The organism is Halomonas sp. I1 (assembly GCF_032334135.1).
GTDB lineage: Bacteria > Pseudomonadota > Gammaproteobacteria > Pseudomonadales > Halomonadaceae > Halomonas.
On sequence record NZ_JAVXUS010000002.1, the window covers coordinates 189,986 to 205,202 of the forward strand.

Here is a 15,217-nt window from a genome sequence, read left to right on the forward strand (position 1 = left end):
ATTAGTCGCTACTTGATCGAGTATAGAAGAGCCTCGAGATTCGTCACGGATCGCTCTACTGTCGATTCATAAACGCGGCTCTCAACGCTCCGGAAATCTGCGGCGCCTCATCGGGCGGCTAACGATGCCACCAGGGCGATCAACAACACCAGTGCCAGCCCCATCACGATACCCGCGATAATGAAGTGCGAAGCCCGTCCTCGAGAGAAGTCCTCATGCCGGCGGCTCTCCTTCTGTACCCCGAAGAAAGCCGCCAGGACCGATTTGATCACTCGCCACATTGCCCACCTCCATCGACATGTCCCCTTTGCTGACTCTTGACCCTAGACCATCCGGGCATCGCTGTACCCGACGACGGCAAGCAAGCCCGCGCCACACCAGAAGATCCACGCCTCTGCGCCAGCGTGGTGCGGGCGACAATCAACTAGATCAGGACGATCTATTTGATTGCCCGGTCAATACGTCAGTTCAGGCCGAGGAGTCGCGTGATCAACGGCAGGAGAAAGGCCGTCAGCAGGCCGGTCAGCCCCATCGAAAGGCCAGAGAAAGCGCCCGCCACCGCCCCCAGGCGGGCGAAGGAGTGAGCCGTTCCGAAACCATGGGCCGACAGCCCCATGGTGAAGCCCTGTACCGCCGGGTCGGTAATCCTCAGGAGACGGAAGATACCCGGCCCAAGAGCACAGCCGATGGAGCCCGTCAGCAGCACCAGCCCCGCCGCCAACGAGGGTATGCCGCCGATCTGCTCGGCAATCCCCATGGCAATGGGAGACGTGACCGAACGCGGTGCCAGCGACAGCAAGGTTTCCGGGCGGACCCCGAACAACATCGCCAGGCCGATGGTACTGGCCACCGCCGTCACGATGCCCGCGATGCAGGCCAGCAATAGTGGCCCGAGCAAACGTCGGACGCGCTCACGGTGATCATAGAGCGGAATCGCCAGAGCCACCGTGGCCGGTCCCAGCAGGAAGTGAATGAACTGCGCTCCCTCGAAATAGGTGGCGTAATCCATGTCGACCAACAGGAGGAAGCCGATCAGAATGGCGATGGACAGGGTGACCGGATGCAACAGCGGCGTACCGCCGAGTGCCCGATTGATGCGTACCGCCACCATGAACGCCAGCAGTGTCGCCAATAACGACAGCAGCGGGTTGCCGGACAGATAGACCCACAGCTGGTCCAGGGCCGCCACACTCATGCGGCGCCCTCCCGACCTTTATCATGCCTTCTCCGGCGCTGCAGGCGCGACAGCACCCAGGCGGTCACGCCCAGGGTCAGGGCCGTGGACGCCACCAGCGTTACCGCGATAGGCAGCAGATCGGCCCCGATCAAGGCACCATGCACCATCAGACCGACCCCTGCCGGCACGAACAGCAGTGTCAGGTAACGCAGCAGGCCTTCACCGGTCACCCGGAGGCTCGACGGCACCTTGCCCCGCAGGATCAAGGCCACCAACAGAATCACCATGCCGAGCACTGGCCCCGGTACCGGCATCGACAACCCACGCGTCACCAGCTCGCCCAGCATCTGGCATGCCAGCAGCATGCTCATCCCCATGATCAGCGGCATATCCCCCTCCCGGCTCATCGCCTCGTTCCACAATGCCGTATTGTGGCAAAGCCATGCAGCCGGACACCATCCTGGTCTCCCTTGGCCAAGCAATTGAAACAAAAGCGCAAAAGGGGCTTTTCATTTGCTCATGAACGCGCTAGTATACGCCTCGTTCTCGGGGAGGCCTCAGGTAGCCATGAGCCAAGTCGAGAAACAGGATCGGAGCGTGGCGCAGCTTGGTAGCGCGTTGCAATGGGGTTGCAAAGGTCGCTGGTTCGAATCCAGTCGCTCCGACCACGAATACAGGAAAGCCGCCACTTACGGGTCATGCCGGGTGGCGGTTTTTCGTTGCATGGGGTGACGCCACCACCGCCATGCCCGCCACAGCAGTACTGTCAGGCAGCAGGCCAGCGCCGGGGCAGCAACATCCAGCACCGAGCCCAGCCCCCAGCCATGCCGCAGTCCCGCCCACCAGGGCAAGGTAGCCAGGCTCATGTCCGCGAATTCGGGAAGCCGCAACGCCTCGAATTCGTTCTGGGCGATTTCACGGCCGAGAAACACCATCACGGCCGCCACGCCAGCCCCTCTGAACCCCAGAAGTCCCGCCAGTCCCAACTGGATGGCAACCGCAATCCACATATGCTCGACGAGCGTCATATCCATCCTGCTACCCCTTCCGCCATCGCGCGACCATTCGACACCGGCCATCCACGAGCGCCATGGTGCATGATAAGCCTGCAATTGACCGCAGCCGTCTGACTCGGCATCCTCAGCAATCCGCCTCGATAATAGACACAACCCATAAGGAAGCGCTGAAACGCAATGCTTCCATGACACAGCGGACTTCAAGGACACACGAATGACGACCTTCCCCAAAGGCACGCTGCCACTCGGCCTCGCCGTCCTGCTGGGCGCCACTTCCGTGCAGGCCCAGGACAGCACCGACATCGAACCCGTCACCCTGCGCCTGGCCCATGTGGTCAACGAACAGGATGGCTTCCACATCGCCGCCGAAAAATTCAAGGAACTGGTCGACGAGCGCACCGACGGGGCAGTGACCATCGACCTCTATCCCAACGCGACCCTGGGCGACGAACGGACCCTGCTGGAAGGCATGCAGATCGGCACCGTCGACATGGGCGTAATCACCAATGGCCCGGTCGCCAACTTCGTCGATGAGATGGCGGTCTTCGAACTGCCCTTCCTCTTCTCCTCTCCCGAAGCGGCCTACGGAGTGCTCGATGGCCCCATCGGGCAGGAATTGCTCGACAAGCTGTCCGACGTCAATCTCAAGGGGCTGGCTTATGCCGAACGCGGCTTTCGCAACCTGACCAACAGCGCCCACCCGGTCACCTCACCCGCGGACCTGGACGGCCTGCGCATTCGCGTGATGGAAAACCCCGTCTACGTCGACACCTTCCGCGAACTGGGCGCCAACGCCGTCCCCATGGCCTGGACGGAGGCGCTGACCGCCATGCAACAAGGCACGATCGACGGTCAGGAAAACCCGGTCAATGTGATCCACTCGTTCAAGCTCAACGAGACCCAGGATTACATGACCCTGACACGACACACCTATGCACCGGCGATCTTCGTCATGGGCATGCCGGTCTGGCAGCAACTGCCCGAAGCCGCCCAGCAAGCGATCGAATCGTCCGCTCAGGACGCCGCCGAATACGAGCGCGAGCAAAACGCCGCCATGCGTACCGAACAACTGGCCGAGCTGCGCGACGCGGGCATGCAGATCGAATCCTCGCCAGACATCTCGGCCTTCCAGAACGCCGTGGCGCCTGTCTACGACAAGTACGCCGAGCAGTTCGGCGACTATCTGCCACGTATCCGGGAGGCGCTGGAATAAGTGCTGGCCCTGCTCGAACGACTTGAGCGGGGCATTGACGCCGTCACTCGCCCTGTCGTCTTCGTCGGCATGGCCGCGATGGTCGGCGTCATCACCCTGCAGATCGTCTCGCGTGTCTTCTTCACCTCTCTCGGCTGGACCGAGGAGGTCGCGCGTTTCCTGCTGGTGTGGATCACCTTCCTCGCCGCCACGCTCGCCTATCGTGGCGGGCGTCATATCGCCGTGGACTTCGTGGTCGAGGCACTCCCCGACCGCCCGCAACGCCTGATGCGGCTGCTCGCCGGCGCCACCGCCCTGGCCTTTCTCGTGGCCCTGATGCTCATCGGCTATCGCTACATGCATATGCAGAGCTTCCAGAAATCGGCCTCGTTACGCTTGTCGATGACGTGGATCTATGCCGTTATCCCGCTCAGTGCGGCATTGATGAGCTGGACCACCCTGCTGGATATCCTGTCGCTGCTGTTCCGGGGACAAGGTCGCGCTACCGGGGAGGCCCGCGAATGACGGTCCTGCTGCTGCTTTCCTTTTTGACACTCATGCTGCTGGGCGTGCCGATCGCCCTGGCCATCGGCACCGGTACCCTGCTGGCCCTGTGGCATGGAGGTACGCCGCTGCTGGTGCTCGCCCAGCAGATGTTCCAGGGCGTCAACGCTTTCGCGCTCGTCGCGGTACCCATGTTCATTCTCACCGGCGACTTGATGGCCCAGGGCAAGGTCAGCGAAAAGCTGGTCGACTTTGCCGACAGCCTGTTCGGGTTTCTCCGCGGCGGGCTGTCGATCGTCTCGGTCATGGCCGGCATGTTCTTTGCCGCCATCTCCGGCTCCGGTGCCGCCACAACCGCGGCGGTCGGCACGAGCCTGGTACCGGAACTCAAGCGCAAGGGCTACGACCCGGCTTCGGCGGCCAGCCTGATCGCCGCCAGCGGCACCATCGGCGTGGTCATTCCGCCTTCGGTGCCGATGATCATCTACGCGGTGATCGCCCAGCAGTCGGTCTCCAGCCTGTTTCTCGGCGGTTTCCTGCCGGGCCTGGCCATGGGCATCGGCCTGGCGTGCATCGCCGTCGTCCAGGCCCACCGCCGGACCTACCCGCGCGGCCAACCGCTCTCGGCGGCGGTCATTGGACGCACCTTCAAGGGGGCCTTCTGGGGGCTGATGACACCGGTCATCATTCTCGGTGGTATCTTTTCCGGCATCTTCACACCAAGCGAAGCCGCCGTGGTCGCGGTCAACTATGCCCTGCTGGTGTCACTGTTCGTGTATCGCGATCTGACCCTCAAGGACGTCTATCGGATTCTCATTCGCTCGGCCATCACCACCTCGGTGATCATGCTGGTCATCGCCACCTCGGCGGCCCTGAGCTGGACGCTCTCCAGCGCACAGGTCCCCACCGCCATCGCCCAGTCCGTCCTGTCCCTGTCGTCCAGCCCTTATGTGGTCATGTTGCTGGTCGTTGCGGTGATCCTGTTGACCGGCGTATTCATCGAAACCGCCAGCGCCCTGATCATCCTGACACCGGTACTGCTGCCGCTGACGACCCAACTGGGCATCGACCCGATCCACTTCGGACTGATCATCGTCGTCGGGCTGTCCATCGGCATGATCACTCCGCCGGTGGCCATCAACCTCTATGTGGCCTCCTCGGTCACCCAGCTACCGCTGGAACGTATCACCCAAGCGATTCTGCCCTACCTGTTCGGCCTGATCGCGGTACTGTTGCTGGTCGTCTATGTGCCGCTCTGGCTCGGCATGTCCGGCTGACACCCAAGCTCAGTCGGCATGCGCCCGGGTCAGCTCCGACGCATTCAACAGGCGATGCAGCACCGCCATCACCACCAGGGTGGCGACCAGCGCCACACACATCGAACTGAAGCGATACAGGGCATCATAGACGAAGTCCTGGTCGGGCCCGAGATATTGGCCATAGAGGATTCCCAATGTCGTCAGACCACCGAAGCCCACCCCGGAGCCGCCACCCTCGAGCAGGTGCACTCGAGCGAAGAGCATCAGGCCGACCCAGTAACTGACCAGCACCAGCAGCAGATGATCGCTCTGGGTGAACAGTACCAGTTGCAGGATGATGGCCATGTTGCAGCCCAGCAGGGTCCCCACGGCCCGCTTGACGGCGGAAACCCGTGCACCGTGATAACCCAGCGAGAACAGGATCAGGATGGTGGCCATCTGTGCCGACAACGAGTCCCGCAGATCCAGCGTCTGAAACACCACGAAGGACAGTGTCGCCGTGATGGCACCGATCAGCGTCTGATGACGTACCAGAGCTGCCGACTTTTCTTCTCCCGGCGGCCGCTGACGCGGCGCGACGTCGGGAAATACCCAGTGCATCACGGCGGCGATGGCCACAGCGAGCACGCTGGCCACCAGATTGCTGGCCAGCAGATCGGCGAGATCCAGGGTCGGATAACTGGCGAAATGCATCAACACGCTCAGAGTCAGGACCCCGTTGGCACCGAACACGAACAAGGGCCCCTTCGCCATCAACCGGAAGCGCGCATAGAACAGCAGAAACACGAGGCCGGTCATGGCCACGGGCATGTGCTGCGTCAACCCCACCACCAGACTCACTTCGAGCACGTTGAGGCAGGCATTGCCGAGGAACTGGCGCACCACATGGGTATTGAACACCGGGATCATGCCCAGCATGAACATCGGAAAGACAGTGAAGAAGACCCCGTAGTTCCAGCCCATCAGGTGGCTGATCAAGAAGCCGATGCACGCCCCACAGGCGACTCGCAGGCACTGGCGCAGGTCATTGGGAGAAAAGCGAGACTCCCCCGGTTCCATCCCGGGCCCATCGCCGCGATGCGGCATCACCAGTCCCAGCGAACGGGCCAGCAAACGCCGCACGCCATGGCCGAGCCCCGCAAGACTCGTGCGCGCACGCGGCTTAGTAGACATGATGCAACCAGGACATCAGATGAATCTGCAGTCCCCCGAACAGACTCGCCAGGGGGTTGGCCTCGGGCAATAGCTGCACCGTGGCCCGGGCACCGCTGACGGGCCGAGGCTGGGGAGGATCTTCCACCTTGAGATGCAGGCGCACTCGTTGCGCATCACGCACCCAGCGATCGGAGGTCGGAATATCCGCCAGACTGCCGTCGGCCGTTAGCTGGCCGGCCCTCACCCCCGCATCCCTGGAGACCACTCGCGCGGTAAAGACCTTGCCCGGCAAGGCATCGAACACCACCCGTGCCGGCTCGCCTTCCCGCACATGCCGCAGACTCTTCTCGCGAAGGTCGGCAACCAGGTCGAGTCGGTCCCCCACCAGCGCCAGCGCGGGCTGGCCCTGGGTCGCATAATCACCTTCCCGCAACTGGAGGTTGGATACCACGCCGGGGCGTTCAGCGCGCACCAGGGTATGCGACAGGTCGAGTTCGGCCTGTTCGATGGCGTTATCCGCCTGGCGCAGCTGCAGGTTGCCCTCGCCGCGCTTGCCGAGCTTGACGGTGAGGTGACGGATGCGGGCCCGTGCCGCCTCAACAGACGCCCGGGCTTCACGCTCGTCGGCGGCAATCTGGTCGAACCGCTGGCGTGAAATGCCCTGCCGATCGAGCAACGACTCGGCCCGACGACGTTCGGAGGTCAACTCCTCGGCAGTCACTCGGGCCGCTTCCAGATTGGCCCGGGCCTCGGCCAGGTCGGCCTCGATCAGCGCATTGTCCCGGCTCACCGCTTCCCGCGCCAGGCGCGCTTCATGCAGCGCCAGCTCATAGGGATCACGATCTATCCCGAACAGCACGTCACCCTGCTCGACACGCTGGTTGTTCGCCACAGCAACGGACTCGACGCGACCTCCCACCTCGGGAGCGACCTGAACCACCGGTCGCAATACCCGAGCTTCCGGTGTCATCGGCATATAGGTATCGGCGAGCACGAAATAGATAAACAGCACGCAAAAGGCCGCGAGCGCGACGCGGACCCAGCGCGCGAAACGCTGATCTGGGGACATCGATGGATTCCTGTGAACACGAGTTCCTTGGCCGACTGGCGCCGCCAGCGGCTCGAAGGCGCATAATGTTAGCAGGGTTATTAGCCTGCTAAAAACGGCGTCGTCACCACACCGTGCTCACGGAACGGTATTCGACAGGACCGGTGTCCATTATGATCGGCGAATCACGACTGTCTCGACTCGCCAGACCGTCTCCAGGAGTCCCCCATGAGATTCATGAACCGCCTCTTGTTCGCCTCGATCACGCTGACAGCCATGCTGTCGAGCGGCTGTACCACTTATTCATGGCCGGATGGCAGCCGCGAGACCGTCTGGGGCGTGCCCGCCGAGGATGAAACCAGTACCGAACAGGAACGTCAGCGACAAGGACCACGCTATCGCGTGCCCGGGGAGATCCCGGAAAGCCGCTGAAACATCAGGGGAACACTGCACAAAACTCTACGCAGGGGAAGTGCTGCGTTACGCTGTGCTCAGCCCCTTCATCTATACCGCTATCTGCCTCGGCCATGGCCCCTTCACCTTGGGGCGATGCCGTGATGCCGTTGCAGCGCCTCGCGGTAACGACCATATGCCTGGTGATAAGCCTCGACATTCGCGGGTCGCGGTTCGGCGGCGGCCGACGGATCCAGATGCACCAACCGCTCGCACAGGGCCGACAGGCTGACCGTCCGTCGTTGATCGCACCAGGCCGCCTGCAGGGCTGCTCCCAGTGCGGCGGCATCGGTGAGCTGGGGGCAGACCACCGGCGTACCCGTCACATCCGCGACGATCTGCCGCCATACCGGGCTCCGCGCGCCACCACCGATCAAGCGGATCTGGCTGGCCCCCGCGGCCAGCTTGCCGAGCCGCTCGAGACCATAGCGCATGCCGAAGGTCGCACTCTCGACCACCGAGCGGCAGAGATTGGCCGGCGTGGTGTTGACGCTGGTCATTCCCAGGAAGCTGGCCGACGCCTGTGGCAATGGCGGCACACGTTCGCCGTTGAAGAACGGCAGGGTCGTCACCCCTTCGGCACCGATCGGCGCCCGATCGAGCTGGTCGTTGAACCCCACCAGGTCGAGGCCGAAGAGTTCACGAACCCGGTTGGTCGCCGACGTCACGTTCATGGTGCAGATCAACGGTAGCCAACCGCCGCTGCTGGCACAGAAGTTGGCCACCATGGCGTCCTCGACAGGCACCGGCTCGTCCGAATAGGCGCATACCGTGCCGGACGTGCCCAGGCTCAGGGTCACCAGGCCCGGAGCGATATTGCCGGTGCCGATGGCGCCGAGCATGTTGTCGCCTCCACCGCTGGCTACCAGGACATTCTCGGCAAGCCCCAACTCACGCGCCAGCGCTGGTCGCACCACGCCTGCCGGCTCGTCGGACTCGATCAAGCGCGGCAGGACCCGCTCGGCATCGAGTTCCGGGGCGATCTCGGCGAAGACATCATGCCGCCAGCCACGGCGTTGGGTATCGAAATAGCCGGTGCCCGAGGCATCCCCCGCCTCGGCCACTCGTTCGCCGGTAAGCCAGAAGTTGAGATAGTCGTGAGGCAACAGCAGGGTGGCAATGCGTCGATAGATTGCCGGTCGGGTTTCGCGCAACCAGGCCACCTTCGAGGCGGTATAGCCGGTCTGCAGCACCAGGCCGAGCTTGTCCAGGCACCCTGACTCGCCACCGAGCCGCTCGATCAGGTCATCATTCTGGGCGGAGGTTTCGGTGTCGCACCATAGCTTGGCCGGGTACAGAGGATCACCCGCTTCATCCAATGCCACCATGCCGTGTTGCTGGCCGGAAACGCCGATGGCACGAACCTCGCGAGGATCGATACGCGCCTCGGCCACGGCCGCCTGAAAAGCGCCACGGAAGGCGACGACCCAATCCCCGGGGTGCTGCTCGCGACGCCCGTTTTCGCCCTCGTCGAGACGATGGGGGCGGCTCGCCTCGCCGAGCAGCCGCCCGGCCTCCACATCCACCACCACTACCTTGGTACTCTGGGTACCGCAATCCACACCGATGTACATCCCGTTCTCCCTCAAGCTCGAACCAGCGTCTCAAGAGTAACGCGTGCACCTCGTTCGTGCAGACTCTCGAGCGTTTCCCGATAGGCATCGCGGAAACGCGGTTGATCGGCGAGATCGCCAAACAGCTCGCGATTCTCGATGAAGGCCGTCGGGCGCTGGTGATTCTCTGCCGCCACCGCCATCACCTCGTCCTTGAGGCGATCGACCACCTCGATGGGCTCGCCGGCTTCGTCCATACCCTCGGCATAGCGTGCCCAACTGGCCACCACCGCCGCCGCTCGATACACGTCACCCCCATTGGCGAGCTGATCGCGAACGACCGGCAGCAGCCACTTGGGGATCCGATCGGAGCTCTCGGCGCACAGGCGTGCCAGGGTGTCCTTGATCTCCGGGTTGGCGAAACGCTCGATCAAGGTGTGACGGTACGCTTCCAGGTCAACGCCGGGCAACGGCGACAATGTCGGGGTCGCCTCGTTGACCATGTAATCCAGCAGGAAATCGACGAACAATGGGTCTCGACAGACCTCATGGGCATAACGGTACCCGGCCAGGTAGCCGAAATAACACAACGCCTGATGGCTGGCATTGAGCAGGCGAAGCTTCATCAGCTCATAGGGCTCGACATCCTCGACCAGTTGCACGCCGACCCGGTCGACGTTCGGGCGCCCCGAGACGAAGCAATCCTCCAGTACCCATTGGGTGAAAGGCTCGCAAACCACCGGCCAGGCGTCCTCGATGCCAAAACGGGTCTCCAGCTCTTCGATATCACCCGGCGTGGTCACCGGCGTGATGCGATCGACCATGGAGTTGGGGAACCGCACTTCAGCCTCGACCCAGGCGCCGAGCGACGGGTCGCGCGCCATGGCAAAAGCCCCGAACATGCGTCGAGCCACATCGCCATTGCCCTGGATATTGTCGCAGGACATCACCGTGAAAGGCGCCACGCCACGCTGCCGCCGACGAGCGAGAGCCTCGACCACCAGTCCGAACGAGGTCCGTGGTGCGCCCGGCTCGGCCAAGTCATGACGCACATCGGGATCATCGAGATCGAAGTCACCGCTTGCCGGATGGACGTTGTAGCCCCCCTCGGTCACCGTCAACGACACGATGCGAATGACCGGATCGGCCATGGCCTCGATCACCGCACCGGGGTCGTCCGGCGCGAACCGATAGTCGATCATCGATCCGATCACCCGGGGCTCGAGGCTGCCGTCGGGATGTTTCACCACCAGGGTATACAGGTGGTCCTGGGCAGCCAGGGCCTGCTGCATGTGCCGGTCGCCGGGCATCACGCCGATGCCGACGATTCCCCAGTCCAGTGCCTCGCCTTCCTGCATCAGTGCATCCAGATACATCGCCTGGTGGGCACGATGGAAGCCACCGACCCCGATGTGCATGATTCCGGGCGTAACGGCATCTCGATCATAGCCGGGAATGGCAACGTCAGAGGACAGTCGGTCGAGATTGGCGTTGTTGAGTCGGGTCATGAAGCGTCTCCTGCCGCTCGTGGCGATGGCATCGTGTGAGAATGTGGCGCTCAGTCACTCGCGACCCAGTGCAGGTCGGCAGCCACCGAGCGTGTATTGATCAAGCGGGCATTGAGCATGTCCTTGTGCCGGGTGCGCTCGATGGCACCGGCCTGGTCCTGCCCCATCTCCAGCCAGCGTTCGATCAGGCGTGCCTCGAGCACCTCATCGGGCACCTCGAGAAACAGGCTGAAATCGAAGGCATCACGCAATGCCGGCCAAGGACCTTCATCGAGCAGCAGGTAATTGCCCTCGACGATGACGATGCGGTGTTCGGTCGTGATCAGCCGTCCGCCGGCCCTGGCCAGATCCAGGGGCCGATCGAATACCGGCACGGCCACCTCACGGTCGGCACGTTTCAGCCGCTCCAGGTCGCACCGCAAGCCCTCCGCGTCGAAGGTTTCCGGCGCGCCCTTGATGGGCAGATGGCCACGCGGCTCAAGCACCGCGTTATCGAAGTGGTAACCATCCATGGGCACCACCGCCGCACACCCCGCCTGACGGGCATCGAGCTCCCGGCACAGCCAGCTCGACAGGAAAGACTTGCCGGCAGCGGGCGGCCCTGCCAGGGCCACGATGAAACGCCGGCGCTCTCCCGCCGCCTCGAGCAGTCGCGTCACGACGTCATGGATATGGGGTGTCATCTCTCGTCGCCTTCATCCGGCGAGCCGTTGCTTGCGCCAAGTCATCACCAGCACCGGCAACTCTTGCATATGCGTCATCACGCGCCAGGCCCCGGCATCGAGCAATCTGTCCGCCTGTCCGGGCGGCACATGGCTAGCCCCGATGAAGCCGATCACGGTCATGCCGGCCGCACGGGCAGCGGTGACGCCGGCCAGGCTATCTTCCACCACCAGACATTCCCTCGGCAGCGACGCCAAGGTCTCCGCGGCCAGTCGATAGACGCCCGGATCCGGCTTGGGATGTGCCACCTGCTCGGCACAGAAGATCGGCACCTCACCGAGCAGAGAATCCAGTCCGGTATGCGCCAGCGAGTTGCGCACGCGCCGACGATGGCTGTTGGACACTACCGCCATCGACATGCCCAGTCGCTCGATGGCCTCGGCAGCGCCTTCAATGGCGCATAGCTCCAGTGCCAGACGCCGCTCGATCTCGCGGTCGATCGCCCCCAGAGCGTCACCGGGCAGCGCATGACGGCTCAGCGACGCCAGGCGCTCGAGAATGGCACCGGTCGTCAAGCCGAGTGCTTCCCCCAGCCGAGCCTGAACGTCGACATCGGGCAGCCAGGTCGAAAGCCGCTCGACCAGGGTCGCTTCGGCGATCACCTCGCTGTCCACCAAGACGCCGTCACAATCGAAGATCAGCTTCTCCATATGCGTCCTCACGCCTCGGCATCACTGGCGGCACGATTATCCTGGCGCGTCAGAGAGGCCAGCGGATGGCGCTCGAGGCTGTCCAGGGCAAGATCATTGCTGTCGAAGAGGTGCCCGCGACGCGGCTCGAAGTTGAAGCAGACGTCCTCCCCCACACGATGGGTGACGTCACCATCCACCATCAGCGTCAAGAGGTCATCGTCCATATCCACGTAGAGCGAGGTCTGGCCGCCCAGGCGCTCGATGACCCTGATCCGACCTCGGAGCGGTCCTGTCTCATCCAGTGTCAGGTGCTCCGGCCGGACACCCAGCGTCAGCGCCTGGCCACTCTCGCAGGCACTGCCATCAACCGGCACCCGAGTGATGTCATCGCCGGGCAGTCGAACGTCGACACCCTCGCCACCGGCCGCTACCACGCTCACGGGCAGGAAGTTCATCTTCGGCGAGCCGATGAAACCAGCCACGAAACGATTGCGGGGATGGTGATACAGTTCCATGGGCGAACCGACCTGCTCCACGACGCCACCCTGAAGCACCACGATCTTGTCGGCCATGGTCATGGCTTCGATCTGATCGTGGGTCACGTAGATCATGGTCGCCTTGAGTTCTTCGTGCAGCCGCGCCAGCTCGATGCGCATCTGCACGCGCAAGGCCGCATCCAGGTTCGACAGCGGCTCGTCGAACAGGAAGATGCTGGGGTTGCGCACGATGGCGCGACCGATGGCCACCCGCTGGCGCTGCCCGCCGGACAAGGCCTTCGGCTTGCGGTCCAGCAACGGCTCCAGTTGCAGGATGCGGGCCGCCTCGAGCACCTTCTGGCGTCGCTGTTCCTTGGCCACGCCGGCCAGGCGCAGGCTGAAGCCCATGTTGTCCTCCACCGTCATGTGTGGGTAGAGGGCATAACTCTGGAACACCATGGCCAGGCCGCGCTCTGCCGGCCCCAGGTCGTTGACCCGCTGTCCTTCGATGACGATATCCCCGGACGTAGTGCTCTCGAGCCCGGCGATCATGCGCAGCAGGGTCGACTTGCCGCAGCCGGATGGGCCAACGAAGACCACGAATTCCTGATCCTTGACTTCAAGGTCGACCCCCTGGATGACCGAGGTATCGTCGAAGCGCTTGACGACGCTGTTGAGTTGCAGGGTTGCCATGTCATTGTCCTCTTATTTCACTGCGCCGAAGGTCAGGCCTCGGACCATTTGCTTCTGGGTGAGCCAACCGAACACCAGGATCGGCGCGATGGCCATGGTCGAGGCGGCGGACAGCTTGGCCCAGAACAGGCCCTCGGGACTCGAGAAGGAGGCGATATAGGCCGTCAGCGGTGCCGCCTGAGAGGTCGTCAGATTCAAGCTCCAGAAGGACTCGTTCCAGCTAAGGATCACCGACAGCAGGCCGGTCGACGCGATACCGGGCAATGTCAGAGGCAACAACAGGTAACCGATTTCCTGAAGCGTGCTCGCGCCATCCATGCGCCCCGCCTCGAGGATGTCCCGGGGCAGATCCTTGAAGAAGGTGTAGAGCATCCACACCACGATCGGCAGATTCATCAGCATGTAGACGATGGTCAGTCCGGTCAGGGTGTCCAGCAGCCCCAGGTCCCGGAACAGCAGGTAGATCGGTACCAGAACGCCGACCGGCGGCAACATCTTGGTCGACAGCATCCACAGCAAGGTGCCCTTGGTACGTCGGGTCGGCAGGAAAGCCATCGAATAGGCCGATGGAATCGCGATCAGCAGGGCCAGCAGGGTCGATCCGAAGGCCACGACCACGCTGTTCCAGGCAAACTTGAAGTAGTCGGCACGACCCTGCACTTCGACATAACTGTCCAGGGTCGGCGTAAAGACCAGGCTCGGTTCGGCGATGGCCTCGGCCTCGGTCTTGAAGCCGGTCAGTATCATCCAGAAGATCGGAAAGAAGATGATCAGGGCCACCGTCCAGCCGAGTACCGCGATGCCAAGGCCACGCAGCCTCCTGGCGCGGGCCGCGGCATCACCGCGGCTCGCTTCCATCGGCGCATCCTTGTTCGTCAGGGTCGTCGTCATGGGAATAACCTCCTCAGCGTGCCTGGCTCATTCTTCCAGGTTCTTGGCCACCATGCGGACCAGGAAGATGGCGACGATGTTGGCGAGAATGATGGCGATCACGCCACCGGCGGATGCCGTACCGACATCGAAGTCGAGCAAGGCGCGGATATAGATCAGATAGGCCAGGTTGGTAGTGGCCAGCCCCGGCCCGCCGGAGGTCGTGACGAATATCTCGGCGAAGACGGTCAGCAAGAAGATCATTTCGATCATGATCACCACGCTGATCGCCCGCTTGAGGTGGGGCAGCGTGATGAAGAAGAAGATCGCCACCGGGCCGGCACCATCCATGCGGGCAGCCTCGACCTGGTCGTCGTCCAGCGACTGCATGGCCGTCAACAGAATCAACAGCGCAAAGGGCAGCCACTGCCACGACACGATGATGATGATCGAGGTCAGGGGCAGGCTGGAGAACCAGTCCAGAGCCGGCAGGCCAAGTGACTCGGCGAGCCAGGCCAGCACCCCATTGGCCGGATGCATCATCATGTTCTTCCACACCAGGGCACTGACCGTGGGCATGACGAAGAAGGGGGAAATGGCCAGCACCCGGGCAATGCCGCGACCGAAGAAATCCTGCTGGAACAGCACCGCCAGCAGCGTCCCGCCCACCACGGTGATCGCCAGAACCCAGCCGACCAGCAGCAGGGTCGTGCCCATGGCCGACCACAGGGCAGGATCGGTCAGCAGGTATTGGTAATTCTCGAACCCGGCAAAACCTTTCATGCCGGGCATCAGCAAATTGTAGCGCTGGAAGGAGAACCACAGGGTCATGCCCAGTGGCACCAGCATCCAGAGTAGCAGCAAGGTTACCGCGGGGGCCTGCAGCGACAGGGTGCGCAGCCCCCCGACGGTACGGCCGGAGGCTCGAGTCTTGTTCATGGGTCGTCACTCGTCGGTT

General features: G+C 63.3%; 17 protein-coding genes and 1 tRNA gene. 5 read left to right on the forward strand and 13 right to left on the reverse strand.

All coding sequences use genetic code 11. The features are described from left to right. Nucleotides 1-107: 107 nt before the first annotated feature. From RSO41_RS03925 to RSO41_RS03935, 3 genes are all read right to left on the reverse strand, one after another. A complete protein-coding gene (locus tag RSO41_RS03925) occupies nucleotides 108-281 on the reverse strand; it encodes a DUF2970 domain-containing protein (protein ID WP_315617767.1) in 174 nt (57 codons plus the stop codon). A 182-nt stretch (nucleotides 282-463) separates the two neighbouring features. Continuing rightward, nucleotides 464-1,195 (reverse strand): LrgB family protein, encoded by a 732-nt coding sequence (locus tag RSO41_RS03930; protein WP_315617768.1) that lies wholly within the window; start codon nucleotides 1,193-1,195, stop codon nucleotides 464-466. Beyond that, entirely contained in the window at nucleotides 1,192-1,566 is a 375-nt protein-coding gene (locus RSO41_RS03935; RefSeq protein WP_315617769.1) for a CidA/LrgA family protein, read from the reverse strand. The genes RSO41_RS03930 and RSO41_RS03935 overlap by 4 nt, the downstream gene beginning before the upstream one ends. A 202-nt stretch (nucleotides 1,567-1,768) precedes the next feature. On the opposite strand from RSO41_RS03935, the gene RSO41_RS03940 reads away from it, so the two are divergent. After that, a tRNA-Pro gene (locus RSO41_RS03940) sits at nucleotides 1,769-1,845 on the forward strand. Between the two features lie 21 nt (nucleotides 1,846-1,866). Here RSO41_RS03940 and RSO41_RS03945 read toward each other — a convergent pair. Beyond that, nucleotides 1,867-2,211: a hypothetical protein gene (locus tag RSO41_RS03945; RefSeq protein WP_315617770.1), complete on the reverse strand. Its 345-nt coding sequence runs from the start codon at nucleotides 2,209-2,211 to the stop codon at nucleotides 1,867-1,869. 196 nt (nucleotides 2,212-2,407) lie between these two features. Between RSO41_RS03945 and RSO41_RS03950 the strand changes: the two genes are divergently transcribed. The 3 genes from RSO41_RS03950 to RSO41_RS03960 are packed head-to-tail and all read left to right on the forward strand — an operon-like array spanning nucleotide 2,408 to nucleotide 5,166. Beyond that, nucleotides 2,408-3,406 (forward strand): TRAP transporter substrate-binding protein, encoded by a 999-nt coding sequence (locus RSO41_RS03950; protein ID WP_315617771.1) that lies wholly within the window; start codon nucleotides 2,408-2,410, stop codon nucleotides 3,404-3,406. Then, a complete protein-coding gene (locus RSO41_RS03955) occupies nucleotides 3,407-3,910 on the forward strand; it encodes a TRAP transporter small permease (protein WP_315617772.1) in 504 nt (167 codons plus the stop codon). It abuts the gene before it with no gap. Then, a complete protein-coding gene (locus RSO41_RS03960) occupies nucleotides 3,907-5,166 on the forward strand; it encodes a TRAP transporter large permease (RefSeq protein ID WP_315617773.1) in 1,260 nt (419 codons plus the stop codon). The genes RSO41_RS03955 and RSO41_RS03960 overlap by 4 nt, the downstream gene beginning before the upstream one ends. A gap of 9 nt (nucleotides 5,167-5,175) precedes the next feature. Here the strand turns inward: RSO41_RS03960 and RSO41_RS03965 are convergent, their stop codons facing one another. Together RSO41_RS03965 and RSO41_RS03970 are read right to left on the reverse strand one after the other, a co-directional pair. Next, a complete protein-coding gene (locus RSO41_RS03965; protein WP_315617774.1) occupies nucleotides 5,176-6,321 on the reverse strand; it encodes a DUF2955 domain-containing protein in 1,146 nt (381 codons plus the stop codon). Then, the gene (locus RSO41_RS03970; RefSeq protein WP_315617775.1) at nucleotides 6,311-7,372 is read right to left on the reverse strand and encodes an HlyD family secretion protein; all 1,062 of its coding nucleotides are present in this window, start codon (nucleotides 7,370-7,372) and stop codon (nucleotides 6,311-6,313) included. Before RSO41_RS03970 ends, RSO41_RS03965 begins: the two co-directional genes overlap by 11 nt. Nucleotides 7,373-7,579: 207 nt before the next feature. Here RSO41_RS03970 and RSO41_RS03975 point away from each other — a divergent pair, with 207 nt between their 5' ends. Further along, the gene (locus tag RSO41_RS03975; protein WP_315617776.1) at nucleotides 7,580-7,783 is read left to right on the forward strand and encodes a hypothetical protein; all 204 of its coding nucleotides are present in this window, start codon (nucleotides 7,580-7,582) and stop codon (nucleotides 7,781-7,783) included. Between the two features lie 104 nt (nucleotides 7,784-7,887). Here RSO41_RS03975 and xylB read toward each other — a convergent pair whose 3' ends face one another. The 7 genes from xylB to RSO41_RS04010 are packed head-to-tail and all read right to left on the reverse strand — an operon-like array spanning nucleotide 7,888 to nucleotide 15,198. Continuing rightward, entirely contained in the window at nucleotides 7,888-9,378 is a 1,491-nt protein-coding gene (xylB, locus tag RSO41_RS03980) for a xylulokinase (protein WP_315617777.1), read from the reverse strand. Between the two features lie 11 nt (nucleotides 9,379-9,389). Next, complete coding sequence (locus RSO41_RS03985) at nucleotides 9,390-10,865, reverse strand: mannitol dehydrogenase family protein (RefSeq protein ID WP_315617778.1); 1,476 nt, start codon at nucleotides 10,863-10,865, stop codon at nucleotides 9,390-9,392. A gap of 50 nt (nucleotides 10,866-10,915) precedes the next feature. Continuing rightward, nucleotides 10,916-11,548, reverse strand: a complete 633-nt coding sequence (locus RSO41_RS03990) for a nucleoside triphosphate hydrolase (protein WP_315617779.1) — start codon at nucleotides 11,546-11,548, stop codon at nucleotides 10,916-10,918. A gap of 12 nt (nucleotides 11,549-11,560) precedes the next feature. Next, nucleotides 11,561-12,238 (reverse strand): HAD-IA family hydrolase, encoded by a 678-nt coding sequence (locus tag RSO41_RS03995; RefSeq protein WP_315617780.1) that lies wholly within the window; start codon nucleotides 12,236-12,238, stop codon nucleotides 11,561-11,563. Between the two features lie 8 nt (nucleotides 12,239-12,246). Then, a complete protein-coding gene (locus RSO41_RS04000) occupies nucleotides 12,247-13,389 on the reverse strand; it encodes a sn-glycerol-3-phosphate ABC transporter ATP-binding protein UgpC (protein ID WP_315617781.1) in 1,143 nt (380 codons plus the stop codon). Nucleotides 13,390-13,401: 12 nt separating this feature from the next. Next, nucleotides 13,402-14,280 carry a carbohydrate ABC transporter permease gene (locus RSO41_RS04005; RefSeq protein WP_410000313.1) on the reverse strand — a complete coding sequence of 293 codons (879 nt, stop codon included), beginning with the start codon at nucleotides 14,278-14,280 and terminating at the stop codon, nucleotides 13,402-13,404. Between the two features lie 27 nt (nucleotides 14,281-14,307). After that, complete coding sequence (locus tag RSO41_RS04010; RefSeq protein WP_013332240.1) at nucleotides 14,308-15,198, reverse strand: carbohydrate ABC transporter permease; 891 nt, start codon at nucleotides 15,196-15,198, stop codon at nucleotides 14,308-14,310. Nucleotides 15,199-15,217: the final 19 nt, after the last annotated feature.

Bases quoted from the DNA above. Each gene is read 5' to 3' on its own strand.
- xylB (WP_315617777.1), bottom strand. From the start codon at position 9,378: ATGTACATCGGTGTGGATTGCGGTACCCAGAGTACCAAGGTAGTGGTG.
- RSO41_RS03990 (WP_315617779.1), bottom strand. From the start codon at position 11,548: ATGACACCCCATATCCATGACGTCGTGACGCGACTGCTCGAGGCGGCG.
- RSO41_RS03935 (WP_315617769.1), bottom strand. From the start codon at position 1,566: ATGCCGCTGATCATGGGGATGAGCATGCTGCTGGCATGCCAGATGCTG.
- RSO41_RS03925 (WP_315617767.1), bottom strand. From the start codon at position 281: ATGTGGCGAGTGATCAAATCGGTCCTGGCGGCTTTCTTCGGGGTACAG.
- RSO41_RS03995 (WP_315617780.1), bottom strand. From the start codon at position 12,238: ATGGAGAAGCTGATCTTCGATTGTGACGGCGTCTTGGTGGACAGCGAG.
- RSO41_RS03945 (WP_315617770.1), bottom strand. From the start codon at position 2,211: ATGGATATGACGCTCGTCGAGCATATGTGGATTGCGGTTGCCATCCAG.
- RSO41_RS03930 (WP_315617768.1), bottom strand. From the start codon at position 1,195: ATGAGTGTGGCGGCCCTGGACCAGCTGTGGGTCTATCTGTCCGGCAAC.
- RSO41_RS04010 (WP_013332240.1), bottom strand. From the start codon at position 15,198: ATGAACAAGACTCGAGCCTCCGGCCGTACCGTCGGGGGGCTGCGCACC.
- RSO41_RS04000 (WP_315617781.1), bottom strand. From the start codon at position 13,389: ATGGCAACCCTGCAACTCAACAGCGTCGTCAAGCGCTTCGACGATACC.
- RSO41_RS03975 (WP_315617776.1), top strand. From the start codon at position 7,580: ATGAGATTCATGAACCGCCTCTTGTTCGCCTCGATCACGCTGACAGCC.
- RSO41_RS03960 (WP_315617773.1), top strand. From the start codon at position 3,907: ATGACGGTCCTGCTGCTGCTTTCCTTTTTGACACTCATGCTGCTGGGC.
- RSO41_RS03965 (WP_315617774.1), bottom strand. From the start codon at position 6,321: ATGTCTACTAAGCCGCGTGCGCGCACGAGTCTTGCGGGGCTCGGCCAT.
- RSO41_RS04005 (WP_410000313.1), bottom strand. From the start codon at position 14,280: ATGACGACGACCCTGACGAACAAGGATGCGCCGATGGAAGCGAGCCGC.
- RSO41_RS03950 (WP_315617771.1), top strand. From the start codon at position 2,408: ATGACGACCTTCCCCAAAGGCACGCTGCCACTCGGCCTCGCCGTCCTG.
- RSO41_RS03970 (WP_315617775.1), bottom strand. From the start codon at position 7,372: ATGTCCCCAGATCAGCGTTTCGCGCGCTGGGTCCGCGTCGCGCTCGCG.
- RSO41_RS03985 (WP_315617778.1), bottom strand. From the start codon at position 10,865: ATGACCCGACTCAACAACGCCAATCTCGACCGACTGTCCTCTGACGTT.